Consider the following 24,040-nt stretch of genomic DNA (forward strand, 5'->3'; position numbering starts at 1 on the left):
GATTAAAGCGCCTGCAGAAGTGCGGCAGAAGGCCAGCCATCGGCGGGCAGTCCGAGACGCTGCTGCTCTTTCTGGATGGCGACGCGGGTGCCGGAACCGAGAATGCCGTCCACCTTGCCGACATTATGTCCGCGCGCTTCGAGCTTGGTCTGAAGCTGCTTCATGGTCGCATCATCGAAACCGGGCTCCGGGTTGCCCTTGTTATAGACGGGGGAACCCATCAAGCGTGTGGCGAAATAGGCGGCCGAGGTCGTGTAGATGAACGACTGGTTCCATTCCAGATAGATGTTGAAATTAGGATAGGTAATGAAAGTCGGACCCTTGCGCCCCTGCGGCATGATGAGCGCGGCGGGAAGGGAAGCGAAGTTCTTGTTGCCGTCACGCGGGGTGACGCCGAGCGCGAACCACTCACCGGCGGTCAGCGTGCCGCCGAGGCCGGATTTTTCCCAGGGCAGGTTTTCAGGCAGGGAAACTTCCTGAATCCAGGGTTCGCCCTTCTTGAAACCGAGATGCTGGATGAATTTGGCCGCCGTCAGGATGGCGTCGGGCGCGCTGCTCTTGACGTTGATGTGGCCGTCGCCATCACCATCGACGCCGAAAGCGATGATGTCCTTGGGCAGCATCTGCACCTGGCCGATTTCACCGGCCCATGCGCCCGTATTGGTGGCTGGGTCGAGATCGCCGTGCTGAACCATTTCGATCAGCGCCAGCAGCTGCGGACGGAAGAGTTCCGGGCGGCGGCAATCATGCGACAGGGTCACCAGCGCGTTACGGGTGTTAAAATCACCCTGGACGGCGCCAAAATCGGTTTCCATGGCCCAGAAGGCGGCGATGACGCCGGCCGGTACACCGTATTCGCTTTCGGCGCGGGCGAAGGTGGAGGAGAGTTCCTGCAGTTTCTTGCGGCCAATATCGAGGCGCGCCTGGCTGACGGTGCGCTGGGAAAACTCCAGGAAAGTCTGGCGGAAGACGCCCTGTGCACGGTCACGCGCGAGCACCTTCGGGTCGATCTGCGCGCCGGCGAGCGCCTTCTGGATTGCGTCGGCCGGAATGCCCTTGGCAAGCGCGTCGGCTTTCACGCCTTCGAGAAATGCACCGAGATCGCCGCCGCAGGCAACCTGCTTGGGATCGTCAGGCGAGGCGACAGGCGGCGTTGCGAGTGCGGAGCCGGTAGAAAGAAGCGACAAAGCGGCGGCAAAAACGATGCTGCGCGACCGGAACGTGGGCATGGGAATTTCCTCGATAGGTTGTTAGCCCGCTTTACCCATATGTTTGCGACAAAAAAACGGATCGGGCGATCTGACGTGGCTGAACAACGCCGATTTTTCAAAAGTGTTGCTTCTTGGCCGTGTTATTTGGCGGAAGCAATCCATTTTCGCCAGTTTTTCTCCGTTCCGGCAAAGACATTGATGTCGGTGGGACCGTTCACGCCGGGCACGACGCCGGTTGCGGTATATTGCCAGAAGGCCCATTTGCGATCTTCGTAAATCTTGGCCGGATGGGCGGCAACGGAACGCACCCAGAAATGGTAGTCCTTGAACTGGCCGACGAGATTGTCGCGGTGAAAGTCGACTGAGGTATAGATGATCGGGCGCTTGCCGTAGTGGGCTTCGATGCGGTCGAGGAAACGTTGCATTTCGGCGCGCACGATACCCGGGGCAGGGCGGGTCTTGCAGGTGGGGGAGGAAGGATTCCACTCCACGTCGAGAACCGGGGGCAGGGTGACGGCGTCCTTCGGAACGTTGCGAATGAACCAGTCGGCCTGGGCGTCCGCTGTGGAGCAGAAATAATAGAAATGGTAGGGCGCGTGCAGAATATCGGCCGCCGCCGCGCTGCGCCAATGGTCGCCGAATTTCGGATCGATACGGTCCGACCCTTCCGTCGCCTTGATGAAAACAAAGGAGACGCCGGATTTACGCACGGTTTGCCAGTCGACATCGCCATTCCATTTGGACACGTCGATGCCGTGCACCTCGTGGCGGTGCGGGTTGTTGACGCCGAAATCCTGCGGGTCGGTATCAGAAAATTTCGGCCTGGAAACGGATGCGGTTTCCAGCAGGTCGTAACTGGTGGAGGTGCAGCCGCCGATCAACAGCAAAGCCGACAATAGTGCCGATAAACGCAGCCGCATTGAAACCCTGATGAAAGTGTTGCCCATCCCGCGGCCGCAAAACGGCGCGCCATATCTCTCAATTTACGCATAACATGGTAAACAAGCGGTTATGGCAAGGGGCTAGGTGCTTTTTGCATCTCGCAAGCCGCCGGATTTGCAGCGATTTGCGATTTTTACTGCTGAAACCTCGCCCGGCGAAGCCTTGAAGGCGACGTCGCATGCGCGCATGCGGGTTTTGCAATCCGTCGGGAATCAGGCGTCGGCCAAGATGCGGTGGTTTTTCGGCTGCTGCGCTTCGGCAACCGGGAGCGTGATGACAGCCCGCCAGGCATAACCCCGGGCGATTTCCTCGAATTCGAGATTGCCGTCAAAACGGCCGGCCATATTGGCCAGAACATAGCGAAGATTGGCGCGGGGCGTGACGTGGAAACGGGTGAGCCAAGCTTGCAGAAGGGTGCGGAACCACTTCGGCAATTGTTCCTGCTGGCCGAAATCGACGATATGCAGTGAGCCGCCGGGCTTCAGCGCCGTGAGCGCCTGTTCGATCGCCTTTTCCCAATCCGGTATCATCGACAGCGCATAGGGGATCATGACGCGGTCGAAGCCGTCGGGTTGGCCGAATTCCGAGGCGCGGAAGGCAGTGGCATCTGCCACGCGCAGAATGGGGCGTTCCGCCTTGCCGGCGAAATTTTCGGCTGCGGTCAGCAGCATTTCGGCGGAAATGTCGAGGCCGAACAGTTTCGCCTGCGGAAATTTGCGGCTGGCCAGCAGCAGGTTGCGGCCGGTGCCGCAGCCAACTTCCAGCAAGGTGCCACCTTTCGGCACGTCGAGGCCGGAAATGGTTCTGTCGCGGCCGAGAAGGTAATATTTGCGGGTGATATCGTAGATATGCCGCTGGTGGCGATACATGCGGTCCATCAGGCTCGCATGCGCGCTGTCTGCAAGGCCTACATTCTCGCCGATGGTTTTCATGCCATAGCCCTCTGGTAGATATGGAAGCCGCCGTAGATGGCCGAGCGGTCCATGGCGTTGAGCGCGGTGGAGCGCTCTTCGAGATAGACCCACTGGTTGCGGATGTCAGGCGAAAGCCGGCCTTCGATGACGCTCTTTTCGGCGGCGGTGCGGAAGATGACGCGCGCGCCGGATGCCGCGGTGCGGCTGATCTGCGACCATAATTCGTTGAGCTGCGTGTCCGTCATCCAGTCCTGCGCATCGAGGAGGATATAGCGGTCGACGGCGCTTGCCGGCTTTTTGGAGAGAAGCTCGGTATAGGTGGCGTGGTGCACGGCAACGCGTGCGGTGTTGTTGCGGATCGTTTCGTAATATTCCGACTTTAGATAGGCGGGCAGGGCACCCTCATGCGGTTCGGGATAACGGCGCGCGAAGGCCTGCCAGGCGAAATAATTGTCGCTGAGCGGGAAGTTGCAGGCGAGCTTTTCCAGCCGCTCCTTGAGCACGGACGCAACCGTGCCATCGGCGGAAAGGCTGGCCAGCTCGTCATATTGGCGCGGCGGAATGCCAAGGCCGAAGAGCGAGCTTTTGCGCTTCGTCAGCCAGCGCACCACCGGCTTGTCGAAAAGGGGTGCGACCTTGCTGTCGAAAAACTGGCGCTGTTCGTCCAGCGTTCGGGTCTTGGCCATTTCGGTGAGCTTCACGCCGTGCAGCCGGGCCATGAGATGACCGGCGCCGATGAAGCGGCCGAGCAGGCCGGTGCGATAGATATTCCTGTCGAAGACAGAGATGCGGCGGCGGCCGGAAAGGGTGCGCTTAGACCAGTATGCCTTGGTCGTGGCGTCGAGATGCTCGGCGATGAAGCGGTCGTAACCGATGCTGTTGCTGCGGTGGTTGGCGCGGCCGAAGTGGCGCACCACGTCCTGATGGGCGGGCAGATGGCGGAAGGCGGCGAGCTTCAGCTTGTTCAGCGCAATGTGGTGCGGGTTGAGGTCCACGACATCGATGCTGGCCGGATTGCGGGAGAGGTAGGCCAGCATGTTGCAGCCGCCCGAGCCGATGGTGACGATGCGGTGGCCTTCGCCAAGCTCCATCGCCTCCATGTCGATTTCCGGGTCTTCCCATATCTGCGGATAGACGAGGCCGGAAAAGAGGACGCCGAAGAACCGCTCGGACAGACCGCTTTTGGAGAGTGCCTTGTGCTGGAGCAATGCAGACTTCAGTTTCGTGTTCTTGCTGAAGCCGGTCTTGGGTGCCGCACTCGTCATATGTTCACCTCTCAGTCGATTGAGAGGCGTCTACAGCCGTCACACTACAGTTTGATGACAGGGGCTGTGGGTGAAAACAATGAGACGAAAAGACGCTGTGAAACGATCGGCGTCTAAGTTGCCACGAATCCAGACTGCATTCCCAATGCAGCCGGAGGCCATCACTTGCGCAGAACGTGCAGCATGCCCTTGCGCTTGGCGTCGTAGTAATAACCGCGCGCATAAAGCCGGACCGCGTTATCGCGGTCGTTACCCGCCACAACCCATGCGCCGCGCAGATATTTGACGGCGTATTTGAGGTTGGTTTCGGCATCGAACAGGCCGGAAGCGGGACCATCGAAGCCCATGGAGCGGGCCGTGGCATGCCTAATCTGCATCAGGCCGAAATTGCCGCTGCTATAGGCGCCGGGATTATACATGCTTTCACGCCGCACCACTCGGTGAACCAGATCTTCCGGCACATCGTACATGGTGGCGTATTTGGTAATAAGGCCGCTGAGCTTTTCGCGTCCGACCGGGGCCGCCATCGATTCGTTCTGGCGGATAGCGGCAAGCGCGGCGTTGGTCGAGCCGGCGGCATAGGCCAGAACCGTGCTGTCCGGCTTTGGCAGCGGAATGACTTTGCGTTCGGCCGTCAGTTCAGTGCCGATGGAGGGCGAACCGGGCGGCGGCGGCGCGGGCGGGAAGCTGCCCTTGACGGCAACCACCTGCGGCAGATCGGCAGCGGCATTGTGGGCAGCCGGCTTGGCCGCCATGTCAGCCGTTTCGATGGCTGCGGCCGCCGGAGTAGCGCTTGTCGGTGCGAGTGCCGTGGCCGTGGTCGGCGCAGATGTCGTCACACTCGCTTGGGCGACTTCGTTCTGCTGCGGTTGCATCTGGGCGGCGATGGCTGCGGCCGCAGCAATTTCAGAAGCCGGCGGCAGCGCCACGCGTCCGCCCTTGACGGCGACGGCGGTGGGAAGTGCCGCAGGCTGGGAAGAGGTTGCGGTTTCGGCGGTCTTAACCGTTGCTGCTGCTGCCGGGGTCACGCCCGTTGCTGCTTCGGCCGTCGCCGGCTGCGGCGATGTTTCCGCGGGATTGACTGTCGCGATCGTCGGGCCGTTCGGCCCTTCCTTTGCGGTATATTCGACGCTGGTACATGCGCTCAATGCCAGTGCCAGACCCACGGTGGAAGACAGAAGAAGTGCACTTCTTCCGCGGAATTTGCCGGAATTTCGCATGTTGCCGCCTTCGTTATGCCTGTCTTTCGATACCCCCGCGTCGAGCGAAGCAGGCAGTGTCCCGTCGAGCCTTCATTAACCTATTGTAAGGATAGCGGCAAGCCGGTGCGTTTCTCCCCGGCTTTCGGGCGGTTTTTCAGGCCGCGATGCGCCTGTATCCGGCACTGACGGCGCGGCCGGAAATAAAGTGGGTGCGGTATTTCGGCCGGATTTTCTTATCGCCCGACATGCGGCGCACCATCGCCAGAGTAGGCCCGGCAAACAGCGCCTGCGCGGTCAGAATCACCAACGCCTGAAGAAGAATGGCGGCCTGCGCCATGGCGAACGTTTCAATTGCATTGCCGGAAGTGGACACGAATTGCGGCAACAGCGCCAGAAATAAAGCGAAGTAGCGCGGGCGCAGGGCGGCAATGGCGTAACAATCGCGGAAAATGCCGCTCCAGGATTTGCCGGGCAGATTGTCATTATCGGCATTGGCGGCCTGAGCGGCAGGCGTGGCGAAGGTCCACAGGAGAAACAGCATCAGCCAGCCGATGCCGGCCCATTGCACGATTTCCACGAAGGATTGCGGCAGATAGACGAGACCGGCCACCGGAATGGCGGAAATCGTCATGGCCGTGACGATGCCGAGCGCGCCGCCGCTGACGGACGCGAAGATCGTCTTTTTGCCGCGAATGGCGGCATAGGAGGCGACAGAGAATACAAGGGGAGAGGGGAGTGCGAACACAACGGCACATGCTGCACAAAAAATCAGCCAGGCCTGTCCAGACATTCTCTTCCTCCTTGCCCTCCCTGTCGCCGTATTATTTTAGCCTATCGTAAAATCAGGCCGCTGTGAACGGCTGACCGACGTGTTCCATCACTTCGGTAAACCATTTTGCAGAGAGGTCGAAATGCTTTCCGCCCTTGATACGCGGAAACTCGATGGTCCGCAATTTGCCATTCTGGTCTTCGTCATGGCCGGTGACGCCGGAGACCTTGTTGAGCGCGCTTTCGACGGCGAGATCGACCATGCCCTGAATGAGGCGCAGGTCGTCGCCATTGGCGGCGGCGGAGCGGGCGAAATAGCCCGATTTCTGCACCATGGAGCGTTCCGCACCGATGAGGCTGGCGAACTGCTTCTGGAACCAGCCGCCAACATTGATGGTGTCGATCTTCACATGGCCGAAAGCGTCGCGCTTGACAGCCTCGCCGGAGGCTTCGCGTTCGGCGACGATGGAATCGAGGCCCGCACCTTCGGAAACGAACAGCGTGACATAGCCGTTTTTGTCCATGATTTCCTTCAGGCGCTTGGCTTCCGCCTCGATGTCGAAGGCCATTTCAGGCAGGTAGATGCCGTCGATGTTCTTCATCTGCGTGTTCATCATCAGGCCTTCGACATATTCATTGCCGCTGGTCTTCTGGATATAGGCGCGCGCGGTGGCGGCCGTCAGCCAGCCGCAATGGCGGCCCATGACTTCATGGATGACGAAGGTCTTGGGTGCAGCGCTCTGCTCGTTGCTGACATTGTCGAAGAAGGAAGCGCCGACTTCAGCGGCCGTCCAGGCGCCGAGCGACTGCTTGATCGGCACCACGTCGTTATCCACCGTCTTCGGCAGGCCGACAACGGTGAGGTCATAGCCGTTAGCGCCGAGATAGGCGGCAAGATCGGCCGCTGTCGTATTGGTGTCGTCGCCACCGATCGTGTGGAGAATGGTGACGCCGTCAGCCGCCAGCCGGTCAGCGGCGACGCGCAGCGGATTGTCGCCTTCCTTGACCAGACCGCGCTTGGCGCAATCGGCGGCATTGGTGAGCTTCACACGGCTGTTGCCGATCGGCGAGCCGCCGTAGCGGTGGAGCAGATGTGCCTTTTCCCGCATATCCTTGGTGATCTCGATGCGGTCACCCAGAAGCACGCCCTGGTAACCGGAGCGGTAAGCGATGATGTCGATCTCGGGCGCGATGTCGCTGTAACGCTCGATCAGGCCGCCCACGGCCGAAGAGAGACAGGGCGCAAGGCCACCCGCGGTCAGCATTGCGACTTTCTGTTTGGCCATCATGGCTCTCCTTTTCACATATACCCAAAGACATGTCTGGCAAATGGATGCGACAGCCGCGTGTTGGTGTAAAGTGAATTTATGAAGAAGAACGCCGATTTCTCGCGGTTTTTCAGCGGCTTGAGCAAAGTGGCGTAATATAATCGTTTCAATCGGCATCGCCGGCGGCCGGCTTTCCGCCCTCTGTGGAAAACCATGGTTCCGTCGTCTGCCGTACTCTTGTTCCTGAAGCAAAACTGTCGCAAAGATGAATAAAAGTTAATGCCGCCGGCCCGCTAGGCATATTGCATTCGCGGCAATATCCCGTCATGCTTGTTGCATGATGTTCGATTTCGCCTGTCTGCAAATTTCATCCCTGTGGGAACGGCTGCTCGGCGCAATCGGCGACGCGGCAGGCGGTGCGCTCGGGCGCGTGGTGGAAGCCATCCGCACCCTTTTCGAAGGTGACCCGGAAACCCGCCGCAAGGTTTCCTTTTCCGTGGCCATCATCGCGCTCTCCGCCAAAATGGCGAAGGCCGACGGTGTCGTCAACGACGCGGAAGTGCGCGCCTTCCGGCAAATCTTCGATTTTCCGGAAGAAGAAGCCAAGAACGTCGCCCGTCTTTATAATCTCGCCCGCCAGGACGTTGCCGGTTACGAGGCCTATGCGGAGCGGCTTGCTGGTCTTTGCGGCTCCGGGCACGCCAATTGCGAGATGCTGGAAAGCGTCATCGACGGCCTGTTCCACATCGCCAAGGCCGATGGGCTGATCCACGAGCGGGAACTCGCCTTCTTGGGTCGGATCGCGGAAATCTTCCGTATCACCGAAGATCACTTCGAAACGATCATGGCGCGGCATGTCCATATGGACGGGCGCGACCCTTATCGCGTGCTCGGCGTTTCGCCTTCGGACGATTTTCTGGATATCCGCAAGCGGTACCGAACGCTGGTTGCCGAACACCATCCTGACAAGCTCATTGCCCGCGGCGTTCCCATGGAATTGCATACGGCCGCGAATGAGCGTATGGCGGCTCTCAACGCCGCTTATGCGGCCATCGAGAAAGAACGCCGCGTCGCATGAGTGAATGTCTGCCGGATTTTATCCCGGATTTCGGGGGCGCAACCGTTGCGCCTTCGCCTAACCATGGTGAAAGGCTTGATGTAGCCGGCCCCGATATTATCCTGTTGCATTATACCGGCATGACGACGGCCGACGGCGCACTGTCGTGGCTCTGCAATCTCGAAAGCCAGGTCTCAAGCCATTATTTCGTCTTCGAGGACGGGCGCGTCATCCAGCTCGTGCCGGAAACCCGCCGTGCCTGGCATGCGGGCAAAAGCATATGGGCGGGGGATCAGGACATCAATTCCCGCTCCATTGGTATCGAGATCGCCAATCAGGGCCATCCCGGCGGCCTGCCGGAATTTCCGAAAGAGCAGGTGGCTGCCGTCATCGAATTGTGTCGCGATTGCGGCCAGCGCTGGTCTATCGCCCCAGAAAGGGTGCTGGCGCATTCGGATGTTGCACCGATCCGCAAGGTCGATCCGGGTGAAAAATTTCCGTGGGACATCCTGTCGCAGCACGGTGTCGGCCATTGGGTGGAGCCTGCTCCGATCCGTGGCGGCCGCTTTTTTCAGCGCGGCGATCATGGCCAGCCGGTCGAAGCGCTGCAGTCGATGCTGTCTATTTATGGTTATGGCGTTGAAATTACAGGCGCTTATTGCGAAAAAACCGAAGGCGCCGTGGCTGCTTTCCAGCGGCATTTCCGCCCTGCTTTGGTGGATGGTATCGCGGATTTCTCCACCATCGATACGCTGCACCGGCTGATCGCCAGCCTGCCGAGATTTTCGGGCGCTTAATCGCCAATTCTGGAAAAGCATTCCCGCTTTTTCCGCGAGTTCAAGTCGCTTTTTTTCTTGTGCCACAGTTAATCCGCATTGAGGAAGTTTAAGAACGTCACTGCATGCGGTGTCGTTCTTCAGGGGAGCCTGCCGTCAATATCAATCAAGGAGACCGGACAGCGGAAGGTCGAGATCGACTTTCCGGGCGCAGACTATTTGTGTCGCTTCATTGTTCCGGTCATCCGATCTGGAGACTTTTTCTACATATGAACAGGGTTGTTGTTGCTGTCGTGGCGAGTGTTGTTATGCTCGCTTCGCAGGCGGGGATTGCTTTTGCCAAAGACGAGGACGTCAAGACCAAAACCGTGACGCTGGAGACCTTCTTCCGCAAGCCCGGTTATCCCATTCCGGAAAAAAACCTGCCTTCCACTCTCAAGAACGGCTATTCCGATCTGATCGTCAAATATGCCAAGCGTTACGGCGTTCCCACCAACCTGGCGCATGCCGTCGTTTCGGTGGAAAGCAAGTTCAACCCCAAGGCCCGCGGCAGCGCGGGCGAGGTCGGGCTGATGCAGATCAAGCCGGCTACGGCGCGGATGATGGGCTATCGCGGCACGACCAAGGCGCTTTACGATCCCGAGACCAATATCCGCTGGGGCATGCAATATCTGGCGACGGCGCATCAGCTGGGCGGCGGTCAAGTGTGCGGCACGATCCTGCGTTACAATGCCGGCCATGGCGCCACCCGCATGAACCCAGTCTCCAAGCGCTATTGTGGCAAGGTGCAGGCGTTGCTGGCCGGCTGAGGCCGGTTTGCATTGCTTGTTAAATTGCGAAAAGCGATTCCGGTTCGGCCCGGCATGCTGTAGTCAGAGGCAAAGCTGATACGGAGCATGACATGCCGGATTTCAAATATATCGTGGTCGGGGCCGGAATGATGGGAGCGGCCGCGGCGCGGCATCTCTCCGTGCAAACGGATGGCGTGGCGCTGATCGGGCCGGACGAACCTGCCGACCGCAAGACGCATCAGGGTGTATTTTCAAGTCATTACGATGAGGCGCGCATCACCCGCGGGTTTGACGGCGATCCGGTCTGGGCGGAGCTGGCGCAACGCTCCATCCGCCGTTATGCGGAGATCGAGGCCAAAAGCGGCATTCGCTTTTTTACCGAAGCAGGCTGTCTGTTCACCGGCAACGGTAAGGGTCTTGCGGGAGATTATGTCTCGCGCGCCCTTTCCTCGGCGGACCGTCTCGGTCTTGGTGTAGAGACACTCGGCAGCGATGCGCTCGTTGACCGGTTTCCGATGTTCTCCCTGCCGGCGGATCACGACGGTTATTTCGAGGCGCAGAATGCCGGCCACGTCAATCCACGCGCCCTGGTGAAGGCGCAGTGCGCCATTGCCGAGGTGCAGGGTGCGAAACTGCTGCGCAAGACGGCGGCGCATATTCGCGACACCTCCCATGGCGTAGAGGTTTCGACCCGCGAAGGGGCCGTCCATACCGCTGAAAAGGTCATCGTGGCGGCCGGCGGTTTCACCAACATGGCGGAACTTCTGCCTTCTCCCGTCGATATGGCGGCCACGGGCCGCACCATCGTCTTTTTCGAGCTGGATGAGGCGCATCAGGCGTTGTTTGGGGCGATGCCCTCCACCATCGTGCTCGCGGAAACAGAGGACGACATCGTCTATATCCTGCCGCCGGTGCGTTATCCCGATGGCAAGGTCTATCTGAAGATTGGCGGGGAGAGCGAGAAGGGCAGGCTTGAAACGCTCACTGACGCGATGGACTGGTTCCATTCGGACGGGACGCCGGGTGAGGTGGAGTTTCTGAGAAAGCGGGCGCTCTCCTTGATGCCGGAACTTGCCGGCTGCCCGGTCACGTCAGGCTCTTGTGTCGCCTCCATTACCCGCAGTGGCTATCCCTATATTGGCTATACGCAATCCTCCAATATCGCGGTTCTGACCGGCGGCAATTTCGTCTCCGCCAAGTCTTCGGACGAGATCGGCCGGCTGGGCGCGCAGCTGCTTCTCAATGGCCAGCTCACCGAGGATGAATTCGCTGCCGAGATGTCGCCGATTTTCGTCTGACATTCCCCGGGCAAACAGCTACAAGAATGCGGCTGAACGGAAAGGGAAAAGAGGGCGGCATGTCGGGACATTTCAATTATATCGTCGTCGGTCGAGGCATGATGGGGGCCGCCGCTGCCCGCCATCTGGCGGAAACGGCGGAGGGTGTGGCGCTGATCGGTCCCGTTGAGCCTGCCGATATCAAAACCCATCAAGGCGTCTTCGCGAGCCACTACGATGAAGCGCGGATTACCCGCACCATCGATGGTGATGCCGACTGGGCCTTGCTCGCCAACCGTTCCATTGCGCGTTATGCCGATATTGCCGCACGCAGTGGTGTCGAGTTTTATGCGCCGGTCGGCTGCCTGATGGTGGGGCCGCAGCGGGGCGGTGCGAATCCTTTTGTCGATGATGTCCTCAAGGCAGCGGCTCGGCTCGGCGCTTCCACGGAACTGCTTGATGACCAGAGCCTGAAAAGCCGCTTTCCCTATTTCTCCTTCGAACAGGGTTGCGAAGGTGTATTCGAAAAGGACAATGCCGGTTACGTCAACCCGCGCGCGCTGGTGAAAGCGCAGGCTATCCTCGCGGAAAAGGCTGGCGTTACGCTGATCGATGATATTGTCGTCTCGACGCGGGAAGAGCGTGGCCGGGCCTCGGTGCAGACGGTTTCTGGCGCGATTTATACCGCAGACCGGGTGCTGGTGGCGGCCGGTGGCTTCTCCATCACCAGGGATTTGCTGCCGCAGCCTGTCGGGCTTGATGTTTATGCCCGCACCGTCGCTTTCTTCGAGATAGATGAGGGCGATCTCGCTCAATATGCAGACATGCCGTCTCTCATCTATGAGCCGCGTGATACCACGAAACATATCTATCTCCTGCCGCCGGTGCGGTATCCCGACGGCAAATTTTACCTGAAGATCGGCGGTGATCCCGACGACAAGAGGGTCAGCAGTGACCCGGAAATCCGCGAATGGTTCCGCTCCGGCGGACGCGAAAATGTGCGTGACCATCTTTCGGAGATCGTGGGCAGGCTGGTGCCTTCCATTGATCGCTCGCGCATCTCGATGGCCGCCTGTGTCGTCTCCAAAACGCAGAGCGGCTATCCGGCCATCGGCTTCACCGCCTCGCCGAAGATTGCGGTTCTGACCGGCGGTAACGGCACGGCGGCCAAGAGTTCTGATGAGATCGGGCGGCTGGGTGCCCTGCTGCTGCGGGACGGGCAAATCGCCGACGGTGCCTTCTCGACGGATTTCAAACGCGCATTTCTTTGATCTTGGCCGTCGCTTTTCGGTGGCTTTCGCTGCGGAACATGGTTATGCAGCCCAAGCCAGTTGGCCGGGCAGCCGCGCTTTACCAATGTCGAAAGACGGTAAGGTGAGGAAAGTCCGGGCTCCACGGAAATACGGTGCCGGATAACGTCCGGCGGGGGCGACCCCAGGGAAAGTGCCACAGAGAGCAAACCGCCATGCACCCGCATGGTAAGGGTGAAAGGGTGGGGTAAGAGCCCACCGCGCTTCTGGTAACAGCGGCGGCAAGGTAAACCCCACCGGGAGCAAGACCGAATAGGGATGACACGGGATGGGCGAAAGCCCGTTCACAGCCGGTTTCCAGGCCCGTCATCCGGGTGGGTTGCGCGAGGCGGCATGCAAATGCCGTCCCAGATGAATGGCTGCCACGTTCCGGGTCAAACCGGAGCCATACAGAACCCGGCTTACAGGCCAACTGGCGAATTTTCCTTTTCCGTCTTCGACGTGAAACTTCTAAAAAATCTCATCATCATATTGTTTTTAAACCGGAAAATTATCGGTTTAAGACAATTTTTGTGCCGGTAAACCGCCGTCTTCGCGCACAAAGTAAACCATTCGTTAAACTTAACGGCTTATGAATTTCCGATGCGAAGTCGGTATCGTGCCGGCTTCATCCCATTGACGCCCATAGTGTCCCATGGTATCCCAAATGCACACCACATTGGGTCGTGTTTTTGACCCGCAATCGCTGAAACGTTCGAGGAGCCTGCAAGGGGCTGCTGCAGGGCATGTCGCCCTGGCGCTTGGCGATGTGTCGTGCGTACCGGTGTCGGCTGCGGAGCGGATGAATCGCTTTGGGGCATGCGGTTTTGGCGAGTTGAGTAATGGACCGCTTTTTATCGAACGTGACGAACAGGATCGACGCCAAGGGGCGCGTTTCGGTTCCGTCTCCGTTTCGTTCGGTGCTGGTGAAGCGCGGCATTCAGGAGCTTTATTGTCTCCAGGATTTTGCGTTTCCGGCAATCAGCGTCGGCGGTCCGGATCTGCTGGAGCGCTACGAGCGGCAGATTGCGTCCATGGATGCCTTCTCGCCGCAGGCAAACGCAATGTCGCTGCTGGTTCACGGCGGCGGTGTTTTCATGAAGCTCGACCAGGAAGGTCGATTGATGGTGACGGATTTTGTGCGGGAATTTACCGGCATCTCCACCGAGGTCACCTTCGTCGGGCGGGCGGATCATTTTCAGCTTTGGCAACCGGATGCGTTTTTGGCGGCGCAGGCGGAAGCAAGAGCGGGGCGCGGTTTTTCGGCTGCTCGCCCCGCCTAGGACGGGGACAGTCAATGGCGGCGAATTCTGGCGGACGATCTTCTGATGCCGATGGCGGACCTCAGCGTCATATTCCTGTGCTGCTTCGGGAAGTCATCACCGCGCTTGAACCCGCCCCCGGCAAGGTCATTCTGGATGGCACTTTCGGTGCCGGCGGCTACACCCAGGCCATTCTCGATCAGGGCGCAAATGTCATCGCGCTGGACCGTGATCCCACCGCGATCGCCGGTGGCCAGGCGATGGTCGCGGCCAATGGCGGCAGGCTTTCGCTTATTCAATCGCAATTTTCCGATCTCGCAAAACATGCGCCCGAAGGCGGCCTCGATGGCGTCGTTCTCGATATTGGCGTGTCCTCCATGCAGATCGATGAGGCCGAACGCGGTTTCTCCTTTCAGAAGAACGGCCCTCTCGACATGCGCATGTCGGGTTCCGGCGTTTCGGCCGCCGATGTCGTCAATCGTGCGAAGGTCGGCGATCTCATTCGCATTTTCGGTTTTCTCGGTGAAGAAAAGCAGCCGGGTCGCATCGCCCGCGCCATCGAGAAGAAGCGGGCGGAAGAGCCCTTCCGCACCACCCGCGACCTGGCGGGCCTGATCGAGATCGTCACGCCGCGGAAAGCCAAAGACAAGATTCATCCGGCAACGCGGGTGTTCCAGGCGCTGCGTGTTTTCGTCAATGACGAGCTGGGCGAACTGGCGCAGGCCTTGTTTGCCGCCGAGCAGGTTCTGAAGCCCGGCGGCCGGCTGGTCGTCGTTACCTTCCATTCTTTGGAAGACCGTATCGTCAAAAAATTCTTTTCCGACCGTTCGGGCAAGGCCGCCGGTTCGAGGCATCTGCCGATGGTGGAGGACAAGCCCGCCATTTTCGAGAATATCGGCAAGCCGATGATCGCTGCCAGCGACGAGGAGGCGGAGCTTAATCCGCGGGCCCGTTCGGCCAAGCTTCGTGCGGGCCTGCGCACCACGGCACCGGCGCGTGCTGCAGATTTCTCGATTTTCGAGCTTCCCGATCTCGCCAGCCTTGAAAAGATGGGAGGCTGATATGCTGCGCACTTTCGATGTCATCTTGATGGGGGTCATGGTCGCTGCGGCGGTCGTGACCTATTCGATCAAGCACAAGGCCGATCTGAAGCTTGAAGAGGTCCGCAAGCTGGAGGCCGAGATCAAGCTTGAGAAAGATACGATCGATCTCCTGCGGGCCGACTGGGCGCTGCTGACGCAGCCGAACCGTTTGCACCGGCTCGTAAATGCCTATCAAGACGAACTTGGTCTTTCGCCGACCCTGCCGACGCAATTGGCACAGCCGCGTGAACTGCCGATGCTGCGCTCGCAATTGCCGCAGCCGCCCGAGCCTGAAGGAATGAGCGTCGAGGATGTCATCGCCGCCGCTGTCAACGGCTCGAAGCCGGGGGCCACGCTGGGTGGCGCTTCCAAGCCCAAATCGCCGCCCGCGGGCCAGATTGCCGTAAACGGCGTTCCAGTGCCCACGCCCCGTGCGCGCGTTTCACGTCCGGCGCCGGCGCCTGTGCCGGTCGCTTCCGCCGCCGGCGATGAATCCGGCGATATGGATGAAACCATAACAGGATCGGTGAACCGCTGATGTCTTTTCTCTCCCGCGTCATGGTTTTGAAGAGCAAGGCTCATTTTTCAGCCAGCACCACCGGTATCCATACCGACCATGCGGCGTTTGAAGGCGCGCGCAAGAAGCGCGCGGCGCAGGCGAAAAGCCGCGTCGGCCTTCTCATTTTTGGCTTCGTCGCATTTTACGCCGTCGTCGGTGGCCGTCTCGTGCAATATGGCATGGCGGAACAGGAAACGGTATCGAGCATCGCGCCCGCAGACCGGCTGATGGCGTCGCGTCCCGATCTTCTCGACCGCAACGGCGAGGTGCTGGCCACCGATATTCGCACCGTCTCGCTGTTTGCCGAGCCGCATCGCATTGTCGATATCGACGAGGCCATCGAGAAGCTGCGCACCGTCCTGCCGGATCTCGACCAGCGCAGCACCTATCAGAAGCTTACCTCCAACTCGCGTTTCCAGTGGCTGCGCCGCCAATTGACGCCGAAGCAGCAGAGCCAGATCCTGGCGCTCGGCATTCCCGGCATCGGCTTCCGCCCGGAAAAGCGCCGCTTTTATCCCGGCGGGCCGACCGCCGCCCATGTCGTCGGACACGTCAATATCGACAATCGCGGCGTTGCCGGCATGGAACGTTACGTCGATAGCCAGGGCCTGGCCGATCTGACGGCGCTCGGCATGACCAGCGACCAGCCGCTGGAGCCGGTGAAGCTTTCGATAGATCTGCGCGTGCAGTCCATCGTGCGTGAAGTTGTAACCGCCGCCATTGCCAAATTTCGTGCGATCGGCGCAGGCGCTGTGGTTCTGGATGTGCATACTGGCGAGGTTCTCGCCATGGCCTCCGTGCCGGACTACGATCCGAACAACCCGGCCGAAGGCGCAAAGGAAGGCTGGCTCAACCGCATGTCGAACGGCACGTTCGAGATGGGTTCCACCTTCAAGTCCTTCACCATTGCCATGGGCCTCGATTCGGGCCGTGTCCATCTCGGTGACACTTTCGATGCGCGTTATCCGATCCGCATCGGCGGCTTCACCATCAAGGACTTCCACGGCAAGGGCCGCATGCTCTCGGTGCCGGAAATCTTTCAGTATTCGTCCAACATCGGTACGGCGAAAATCGCCGATACTGTTGGCACCGAAGGCCACAAGGAATTCCTGACGCGGCTTGGTCTTCTCACCCGCATGCACACCGAACTGCCAGAAGTGGCGATGCCATCGCAGCCGCGCGAATGGAAGAAGATCAATTCCATCACCATTTCCTTCGGCCATGGCGTTTCCACGACGCCGTTGCAGACGGCGGTTGCCGGTGCGGCACTCGTCAATGGCGGTAAACTGATCGAACCGACCTTCCTGCCGCGCACCCGTGAACAGGCGGATCAGGTGGCAAAGCAGGTGTTGAAGCCTGGCGCCAGCAAGGATATGCGCTTCCTCTTCGAATGGAACGGCGTCAACGGTTCCGGCCGCAATGCGCGTGTCGATGGTTTCAACGTCGGCGGCAAGACCGGTACGGCCGACAAGGTCGTCAACGGCCGCTACGTGCACGACAAGAACTTCAACGCCTTCCTGTCGGCCTTTCCAATGGACGATCCGCAATATGTCGTGCTGTCGTTCATCGACGAGCCGAAGACGGACAAGGGCAATGGCGCGGCGCTCGCCGGCACGTCTGCAGCCCCCATGGTGCACGATATCATCAGTCGCACGGCGGCCGTACTGGGCGTGAAGCCGAAGTTCGGCAAGGATGGCTCGGCCTTGCTCGTGTCTTATTGATTGTTAGCTTATGATGTTCCGGCGATTCGCGCCGGGGGGACAAGACGGACACAGTCGATGAATTTGCGAGATATATCCGGAAATGCGTTTCCGGAATTGAAGGAATTGCTCCTGTCTGAGATCGGGGCGATTGAAATCGGGGGGATCACCGCAGACAGCCGCAAGGCTGCGCCGGGCAGCCTGTTCGTTGCGGTTTCTGGCACCAAGGCCGATGGTACGACCTATGTGAAGGACGCGGTTGCCAATGGGGCCGTTGCCGTTGTTTCCGGGCACGCGGTGGAAGCCGACGTGCCGGTTCTGGTCGTAACCGACCCACGCCTTTATCTCTCCCATGCCGCTTCCCGCTTTTATGGAAAACAACCGGAAATAATGGTCGCCGTTACCGGTACCGCAGGAAAGACCTCGGTTGCTTCCTTTGTACGGCAAATCTGGGCTTTCGCTGGCCATGCCGCAGCCCAGATCGGCACGACCGGCGTCATTGCTCCTGGCCGCGAGGATTACGGCGCGCTGACGACGCCCGATCCGGTGACGCTGCATGCGCTTCTGGCCGAGCTTGCGGACGAGGGCGTCACCCATGCTGCGATGGAAGCGTCCAGCCACGGTCTTGACCAGCGCCGCCTTGATGGCGTCCACCTGTTTGCCGCCGGCTTCACCAATCTTGGCCGCGATCACATGGATTACCATCCGACCGTCGAGGATTACATGGCCGCGAAGATGCGGCTTTTCGATACGCTGATGGAAAAAGGGGCTCCCGCCGTGATCTTCGCCGACGACCCATGGTCGGACAAGGCGATCCGGGCAGCGCAGGAAGCAGGTCTCGATGTCCGCACCGTCGGTCGCAACGGCCAGTATCTCACTTTGAAGCGCGTCGAGCATTTCCGCCACAAGCAGATGGTCGAAGTGCATCATGACGGTGTTATCCATGAAGTCGACATCCCGCTCGCGGGTGATTTCCAGGTGGCCAACGCGCTGGTCGCCGCCGGTCTCGCCATGTCCACGGGTGTTCCCGCGGCAACGGCGCTGAAGGCGCTTGAAAAGCTGATCGGCGCCGCCGGTCGTTTGGAACTCGTGGGCCAGACGAAGAACGGCGCGCTTGCCTATGTGGATTACGCTCATAAGCCCGATGCGCTGGAGAACGTGCTGACCTCGGTGCGGCCCTTCACCTCCGGCCGCATCATCACCGTTTTCGGCTGCGGCGGTGACCGCGACAAGGGCAAGCGACCGATCATGGGCGAGGTGGCGACGCGGCTTTCCGACATCGTCATTGTCACCGACGACAATCCGCGTTCGGAAGATGCTGCAACGATCCGTTCCGAAGTCATGGCGGCAGCACCCGGCGCATTGGAAATCGGCGACAGGGCGGACGCTATCCGCCATGCGGTGTCGCTGCTTTCGCATGGCGATACGCTGATCGTCGCAGGCAAGGGGCATGAAGAGGGGCAGATCGTCGGTTCCGTAACGCTGCCTTTTTCCGATCATGAACAGGTGCGCGCTGCACTGGCAGGGCTGGAAGGATCGAAGATTTGAGCTGGTTATGGACAGTCGCCGACATGATCGCCATCACGGCAGGACGCCCCGTGGGCAACCTGCCGACCGGAATCACCGGCATTTCCATCGACAGCCGGACGGTCAAATCGGGCGAAGCGTTCTTCGCCATCAAGGGTGATCGGGTGGACGGTCACGACTATACGAGTTTCGCGGTTGCGAATGGGGCAGGACTTCTGGTCGTTGCCGAAGCCAAGCTGCCGGCGCTCGGTCGTCTGACCGTGCCGATGATCGTGGTGGAAGATGTGCTCGCAGCCCTTGGCAAGCTTGCCCTTGCCGCGCGCGAAAGAACGTCGGCGCGCATCATCGCGGTGACCGGTTCGGTGGGCAAGACAACGACCAAGGAAATGCTGCGGCAGGCGCTCGCCCCATCGGGCCGGGTGCATGCGGCGGTGGCGTCCTTCAACAACCATTGGGGCGTGCCGCTGACGCTCGCACGCATGCCTGCCGATACGGAATTCGGCGTGTTCGAAATCGGCATGAACCATTCCGGCGAAATCCGGCCGCTGGTAAAGATGGTGCGCCCGCATGTGGCGATCATCACCACCATCGCGGCAGCCCACCTCGGCAATTTCAAGAATATCGAAGAGATCGCCGCCGCCAAGGCGGAGATTTTCGAAGGCGTGGAAGAAGGTGGTTCGGTCATCCTCAACCGCGATAACGCCCAGTTCGAACAGCTGGAAGAGGCGGCGCAGGAACAGGGTATCGAACATATCCTCACCTTCGGCCAGCACGCCAAGGCCGATTTCCGCCTTGCAGACTTCGAGAGCACGACAACGGGCTCGACGATCTGGGCGATCCTCAATGGTGAAACCAGCGAGCTGCATCTCAACATTCCCGGCCGGCATATTGCAGACAATGCGATGGCGGTGCTCGGCGCCGTGGCGATCACGGGCGCCAATCTTGATCGCGCCTTCGAGGTGCTTGGATCGCTTGAGGCGGTGAAGGGGCGCGGCCAGCGTCACCACCTTCAGATCAACGGCGGCTCCTTCCTGCTGATCGATGAAAGCTACAACGCCAATCCCGCCTCCATGCGGGCGTCGATTGCGGTGCTGGCGGAAACGCCGACGCAGGGCCACGGCCGTCGCGTTGCTGTTTTAGGCGACATGCTGGAGATGGGCGAGTTTTCGGCGCAGCTGCATGAGGAACTGGCCGGACCATTGCTCGCGGCCGGCATCGAACATGTCTGGCTTGCGGGAGAGGCGATGGCCGCATTGCGCGACGCGTTGCCGGACAGCGTCACCGTCATCTGGTTCCCGACGACGGCGGAACTCACCGATTTCGCCCTGCAATGGGTGCAACCGGGAGACGCGCTGATGGTAAAATCGTCACTTGGGCTTGGTTTCGGCAAGATTGTCGCCGCCCTGCTTGACAAGTATCCGGCATTCCCCGAGACGGAACGCCAAGTCTGAAATAGCCTTTTGAAAGGGCAATTATGCTGATCTGGCTCGTCGAACTGTCGGATAAAATTCAAATCTTCAACCTGTTCCGGTACATCACCTTCCGGGCGGGTGCTGCAATGTTCACCTCTGCGTTGATCGTCTTCCTGTTCGGACCGGCGATCATCAACTCGCTGCGCGTGCGCCAGGGCAAGGGCCAGCCGATCCGCGCCGACGGACCGCAGACGCATTTCAAGAAGGCCGGCACGCCGACCATGGGTGGCTTGATGATCCTCGCCGGCATTCTCGGCGGTTCGCTGCTCTGGGGTGACCTGTCGAATGTCTATGTCGTTGCCGTTCTGATGGTGACGCTCGGTTTCGGCGCCATCGGCTTTTACGACGATTATCTGAAAGTGACGAAGCAGAGCGACAAGGGTTTCTCGGGCAAGGCCCGTCTCGGTATCGAATTCCTGATCGCGGCGATTGCCGTGTTCTTCATGATGAAAATGGCGCTTGCCTCCGCACCGCATGGCGGCACGCTCGGCAGCTCCATCGCCTTTCCCTTCTTCAAGGAATTCGTGATCAATCTCGGTTATTTCTTCGTGCTGTTCGGTGCTTTCGTCATCGTTGGCGCGGGCAATGCGGTGAACCTCACCGATGGTCTCGATGGTCTCGCCATCGTGCCGGTCATGATCGCTGCCGCCACCTTCGGCGTGATCGCCTATCTCGCCGGTAACGCGGTTTTTGCCAATTACCTGCAGATCAATTTCGTGCCCGGCACGGGTGAACTCGCCGTCATCGTCGGCGCGGTCATCGGCGCGGGCCTCGGCTTCCTGTGGTTCAATGCGCCGCCCGCCGCCATTTTCATGGGTGATACGGGTTCTTTGGCGCTTGGCGGTCTCATCGGCTCCATCGCCGTCGCCACCAAGCACGAGATCGTCATGGTCATCGTCGGTGGTCTGTTCGTCATGGAAACGCTGTCGGTCATCATCCAGGTCTTCTGGTTCAAGCGCACCGGCAGACGCGTTTTCCTGATGGCGCCGATCCATCACCATTTCGAGAAAAAGGGCTGGACGGAGAGCCAGGTGGTCATCCGTTTCTGGATCATCTCCGTAGGCCTCGCGCTGCTCGGCCTCGCCACCCTGAAGCTGAGGTGAGCGATGATCCCGGTCACGTCGTTTAGGGGTAAGAAGGTCGCTCTCTTCGGGCTTGGCGGTTCCGGTCTCGTCACCGCGCGGGCGCTGGTAGCCGGCGGTGCTGATGTCGTGGCTTTCGACGACAATCCCGACAGCGTCGCCAAGGCCGAGGCTGAGGGTATTGCGACTGCTGACCTCCACGCGATCGACTGGTCTTCCGTTTCCTCCTTCGTACTGGCGCCGGGCGTGCCCCTGACGCATCCGAAGCCGCACTGGTCGGTAGACCTAGCGAAGGCTGCCGGCGTCGAGATCATCGGTGATATCGAGCTATTCGTCCGTGAGCGTCGCGCTCATGCGCCGGATTGTCCCTTCATCGCGATTACCGGCACCAACGGCAAGTCGACCACCACGGCGCTGATCGCACATATTCTGAAATCGGCCGGTCGCGATACGCAGCTCGGCGGCAATATCGGTACGGCGGTGCTGAGCCTCGATCCGCCAAAGGCACAACGTTTCTACGTGGTGGAATGCTCGTCCTATCAGATCGATCTGGCGCCGACGATCAATCCGACCGCCGGTATCCTGCTCAATCTGACGCCTGATCATCTCGACCGGCACGGTACGATGCAGCACTATGCCGACGTCAAGGAACGGCTTGTTGCCGGCAGCGGCACGGCGATTGTTGGTGTGGATGACAGCTATTCGACACTGATTGCCGACCGTATCGAACGCGCCGGCGTCAAGGTGGAGCGCATTTCCAAGCGCAATGTCGTTTCCGAAGGTCTCTATGCCGAAGGCAGCCGCATCTTACGTGCTCATGGCGGCACGTCTTCGCTGCTGGTCGATCTCGACGGTATCCAGACGCTACGCGGCAGTCACAATGCGCAGAATGCGGCGGCGGCAATTGCGGCCTGCCTCGCCGTCGGTGTTTCCGAAGATGAGGTTCGTGCCGGTCTCAAGTCCTTCCCCGGCCTCAAGCACCGCATGCAACCGGTTGGTCGGCGTGGCAATGTGACCTTCGTCAATGACAGCAAGGCCACCAATGCCGATGCGGCGGCACCTGCACTTTCGAGTTTCGATCGCATCTACTGGATTGCGGGCGGTCTGCCGAAGGCCGGCGGTATTGCCAGCCTTGCGCCCCTGTTTCCGCGCATCGCCAAGGCCTATCTGATCGGCGAGGCGGCGGCGGAATTTGCAGCGACGCTCGGCGAGGCGGTGCCGTACGAAATATCCGGCACGCTTGATAAAGCCGTGCAGCATGCGGCGGCGGATGCGGAAAAAGACGCGACTGCCGGCAATATCGTGATGTTATCCCCGGCTTGCGCAAGCTTCGATCAATATAAGAACTTTGAAATCAGAGGTGATTCGTTCGTCGCGCAGGTTGCGGCGCTCGATGGCATGACGATGCTCGTTCACTCTGGAAAAGGGGACTGAAGGCCATGGTAAGCCGAGTTGATCGCGGTCCGGTCGCGGAATGGTTCTGGACCATCGACCGTTTCTTTCTGGCGGCGTTCATCGCGCTGATGGGCATCGGCCTGATGCTGTCCTTCGCAGCGTCACCCGCGGTTGCCGAGCGCATCGGTCTCAACAGCTTCTTCTTCGTTGAGCGTCAGGCGATGTTCATGGTGCCGTCGCTGGCGATCATGGTCGGCCTTTCCTTCCTGTCACCGCGCCAGGTGCGCCGTGTGGCGGTCATCATGCTGATCGCGTCGCTGCTGATGATGATCTTCGCGCTGTTCTTCGGCATCGAGGTCAAGGGCGCGCGTCGCTGGATTTCCATCGGCACATTCTCGATCCAGCCTTCGGAATTCATGAAGCCAGCCTTCGTCATCGTCTGCGCCTGGCTCTTTGCTGAGCGGGCGCGTCATCCGGAGATTCCGGGCAATCTCTTCGCCATCATCACCTTCGGCATCGTGGCCGCACTTCTGATCGCCCAGCCGGACTTCGGTCAGACGATCCTGACATCGGTGGTCTGGGGCGGCATGTTCTTCATGGCGGGCGTGCCGTGGTTCTGGATCATCATGCTCGGCGGCCTCGGCGTCGGCGGTATTGTGACTGCCTATCTCATGTTGCCGCACGTCGCGGGCCGTATCGACCGATTCTGGACGGGAGAGGGCGATACGTTCCAGGTGGACACGGCGCGCGAGGCGATCATCCGCGGTGACTGGTTCGGCCGCGGCCCGGGCGAAGGTATCGTCAAACGTATCATTCCCGATAGCCATACCGACTTCATCTTTTCGGTGGCGGCGGAAGAATTCGGCATCGTTTTCTGCATGTTTCTCGTCGCCATCTTTGCCTTCATCGTGCTGCGTGGCCTGTCGCACGCCTTCAAGGAGAAGGACGATTTCTGCCGCTTTGCCGTGGCCGGTCTGGTGCTTCAAATCGGCATGCAGTCGATGATCAATATCGGCGTTAATCTGGAGCTGATGCCCGCCAAGGGCATGACGTTGCCGCTGATTTCCTATGGTGGTTCGTCGATGATGGCGATCTGCGTGACCGCCGGCTTCCTTCTGGCGCTGACACGCCACAGACCCGAAAAGCGGGCGCAGGAGCGCAGCTTCTTCCGCGTCGGTTCCGGCGTTCCTGCGGAGTAAAC

At 60.1% G+C, this 24,040-nt stretch carries 21 protein-coding genes and 1 other RNA gene; 15 read left to right on the plus strand and 7 right to left on the minus strand.

Annotated features, from left to right (window positions below; genetic code table 11):
• Nucleotides 1-2: 2 nt before the first annotated feature.
• The 7 genes from PL597_RS02980 to PL597_RS03010 all read right to left on the minus strand — a co-directional run bounded on the left by PL597_RS02980 (nucleotide 3) and on the right by PL597_RS03010 (nucleotide 7,588).
• On the minus strand, nucleotides 3-1,229 hold the full coding sequence (locus PL597_RS02980) for a lytic murein transglycosylase (RefSeq protein ID WP_269826292.1): 1,227 nt from the start codon (nucleotides 1,227-1,229) through the stop codon (nucleotides 3-5).
• A 122-nt stretch (nucleotides 1,230-1,351) separates the two neighbouring features.
• Complete coding sequence (locus tag PL597_RS02985; RefSeq protein WP_269826293.1) at nucleotides 1,352-2,131, minus strand: glycoside hydrolase family 25 protein; 780 nt, start codon at nucleotides 2,129-2,131, stop codon at nucleotides 1,352-1,354.
• A gap of 234 nt (nucleotides 2,132-2,365) precedes the next feature.
• Nucleotides 2,366-3,085, minus strand: coding sequence for a class I SAM-dependent methyltransferase (locus PL597_RS02990; RefSeq protein ID WP_173989745.1), 720 nt, complete (start codon nucleotides 3,083-3,085; stop codon nucleotides 2,366-2,368).
• Nucleotides 3,082-4,332: a DUF3419 family protein gene (locus PL597_RS02995; RefSeq protein ID WP_080790303.1), complete on the minus strand. Its 1,251-nt coding sequence runs from the start codon at nucleotides 4,330-4,332 to the stop codon at nucleotides 3,082-3,084. Before PL597_RS02995 ends, PL597_RS02990 begins: the two co-directional genes overlap by 4 nt.
• Nucleotides 4,333-4,493: 161 nt before the next feature.
• On the minus strand, nucleotides 4,494-5,552 hold the full coding sequence (locus tag PL597_RS03000) for a transglycosylase SLT domain-containing protein (RefSeq protein ID WP_271364568.1): 1,059 nt from the start codon (nucleotides 5,550-5,552) through the stop codon (nucleotides 4,494-4,496).
• A gap of 136 nt (nucleotides 5,553-5,688) precedes the next feature.
• Entirely contained in the window at nucleotides 5,689-6,324 is a 636-nt protein-coding gene (locus PL597_RS03005) for a LysE family translocator (protein WP_269823662.1), read from the minus strand.
• A 52-nt stretch (nucleotides 6,325-6,376) separates the two neighbouring features.
• Nucleotides 6,377-7,588, minus strand: coding sequence for a pyrophosphate--fructose-6-phosphate 1-phosphotransferase (locus PL597_RS03010; protein ID WP_191217547.1), 1,212 nt, complete (start codon nucleotides 7,586-7,588; stop codon nucleotides 6,377-6,379).
• Between the two features lie 319 nt (nucleotides 7,589-7,907).
• Here PL597_RS03010 and PL597_RS03015 point away from each other — a divergent pair, with 319 nt between their 5' ends.
• From PL597_RS03015 to ftsW, 15 genes are all read left to right on the plus strand, one after another.
• Entirely contained in the window at nucleotides 7,908-8,648 is a 741-nt protein-coding gene (locus PL597_RS03015; RefSeq protein ID WP_271364569.1) for a J domain-containing protein, read from the plus strand.
• Nucleotides 8,645-9,424, plus strand: a complete 780-nt coding sequence (locus PL597_RS03020; protein WP_137410699.1) for an N-acetylmuramoyl-L-alanine amidase — start codon at nucleotides 8,645-8,647, stop codon at nucleotides 9,422-9,424. Before PL597_RS03015 ends, PL597_RS03020 begins: the two co-directional genes overlap by 4 nt.
• 248 nt (nucleotides 9,425-9,672) lie before the next feature.
• Nucleotides 9,673-10,212 carry a lytic transglycosylase domain-containing protein gene (locus PL597_RS03025; protein WP_269823659.1) on the plus strand — a complete coding sequence of 180 codons (540 nt, stop codon included), beginning with the start codon at nucleotides 9,673-9,675 and terminating at the stop codon, nucleotides 10,210-10,212.
• Between the two features lie 92 nt (nucleotides 10,213-10,304).
• Nucleotides 10,305-11,492 (plus strand): FAD-dependent oxidoreductase, encoded by a 1,188-nt coding sequence (locus PL597_RS03030; RefSeq protein ID WP_271364570.1) that lies wholly within the window; start codon nucleotides 10,305-10,307, stop codon nucleotides 11,490-11,492.
• A gap of 59 nt (nucleotides 11,493-11,551) precedes the next feature.
• Nucleotides 11,552-12,742, plus strand: a complete 1,191-nt coding sequence (locus PL597_RS03035) for an NAD(P)/FAD-dependent oxidoreductase (protein ID WP_271364571.1) — start codon at nucleotides 11,552-11,554, stop codon at nucleotides 12,740-12,742.
• A gap of 56 nt (nucleotides 12,743-12,798) precedes the next feature.
• An RNA gene (rnpB, locus tag PL597_RS03040) (RNase P RNA component class A) lies at nucleotides 12,799-13,201 on the plus strand.
• 401 nt (nucleotides 13,202-13,602) lie between these two features.
• Nucleotides 13,603-14,043: a division/cell wall cluster transcriptional repressor MraZ gene (gene mraZ, locus PL597_RS03045; protein ID WP_077981666.1), complete on the plus strand. Its 441-nt coding sequence runs from the start codon at nucleotides 13,603-13,605 to the stop codon at nucleotides 14,041-14,043.
• 14 nt (nucleotides 14,044-14,057) lie between these two features.
• Nucleotides 14,058-15,083, plus strand: coding sequence for a 16S rRNA (cytosine(1402)-N(4))-methyltransferase RsmH (gene rsmH, locus PL597_RS03050; RefSeq protein WP_271364572.1), 1,026 nt, complete (start codon nucleotides 14,058-14,060; stop codon nucleotides 15,081-15,083).
• Between the two features lies 1 nt (nucleotide 15,084).
• Nucleotides 15,085-15,642 (plus strand): cell division protein FtsL, encoded by a 558-nt coding sequence (gene ftsL, locus PL597_RS03055; RefSeq protein WP_077981668.1) that lies wholly within the window; start codon nucleotides 15,085-15,087, stop codon nucleotides 15,640-15,642.
• On the plus strand, nucleotides 15,642-17,384 hold the full coding sequence (locus PL597_RS03060) for a peptidoglycan D,D-transpeptidase FtsI family protein (protein ID WP_077981669.1): 1,743 nt from the start codon (nucleotides 15,642-15,644) through the stop codon (nucleotides 17,382-17,384). Before ftsL ends, PL597_RS03060 begins: the two co-directional genes overlap by 1 nt.
• A gap of 57 nt (nucleotides 17,385-17,441) precedes the next feature.
• Nucleotides 17,442-18,911 (plus strand): UDP-N-acetylmuramoyl-L-alanyl-D-glutamate--2,6-diaminopimelate ligase, encoded by a 1,470-nt coding sequence (locus PL597_RS03065; protein WP_271364573.1) that lies wholly within the window; start codon nucleotides 17,442-17,444, stop codon nucleotides 18,909-18,911.
• Entirely contained in the window at nucleotides 18,908-20,341 is a 1,434-nt protein-coding gene (locus PL597_RS03070) for a UDP-N-acetylmuramoylalanyl-D-glutamyl-2,6-diaminopimelate--D-alanyl-D-alanine ligase (RefSeq protein ID WP_077981671.1), read from the plus strand. The genes PL597_RS03065 and PL597_RS03070 overlap by 4 nt, the downstream gene beginning before the upstream one ends.
• A 23-nt stretch (nucleotides 20,342-20,364) precedes the next feature.
• Nucleotides 20,365-21,465 carry a phospho-N-acetylmuramoyl-pentapeptide-transferase gene (gene mraY, locus PL597_RS03075; RefSeq protein WP_003522196.1) on the plus strand — a complete coding sequence of 367 codons (1,101 nt, stop codon included), beginning with the start codon at nucleotides 20,365-20,367 and terminating at the stop codon, nucleotides 21,463-21,465.
• A 3-nt stretch (nucleotides 21,466-21,468) separates the two neighbouring features.
• Nucleotides 21,469-22,878 carry a UDP-N-acetylmuramoyl-L-alanine--D-glutamate ligase gene (gene murD, locus PL597_RS03080; RefSeq protein ID WP_271364574.1) on the plus strand — a complete coding sequence of 470 codons (1,410 nt, stop codon included), beginning with the start codon at nucleotides 21,469-21,471 and terminating at the stop codon, nucleotides 22,876-22,878.
• Between the two features lie 5 nt (nucleotides 22,879-22,883).
• Complete coding sequence (gene ftsW, locus PL597_RS03085; RefSeq protein WP_004430748.1) at nucleotides 22,884-24,038, plus strand: putative lipid II flippase FtsW; 1,155 nt, start codon at nucleotides 22,884-22,886, stop codon at nucleotides 24,036-24,038.
• Nucleotides 24,039-24,040 lie beyond the last annotated feature (2 nt).

It is taken from the genome of Agrobacterium sp. ST15.13.013, assembly GCF_027956525.1.
GTDB classification, from domain to species: Bacteria; Pseudomonadota; Alphaproteobacteria; order Rhizobiales; family Rhizobiaceae; genus Agrobacterium; species Agrobacterium salinitolerans.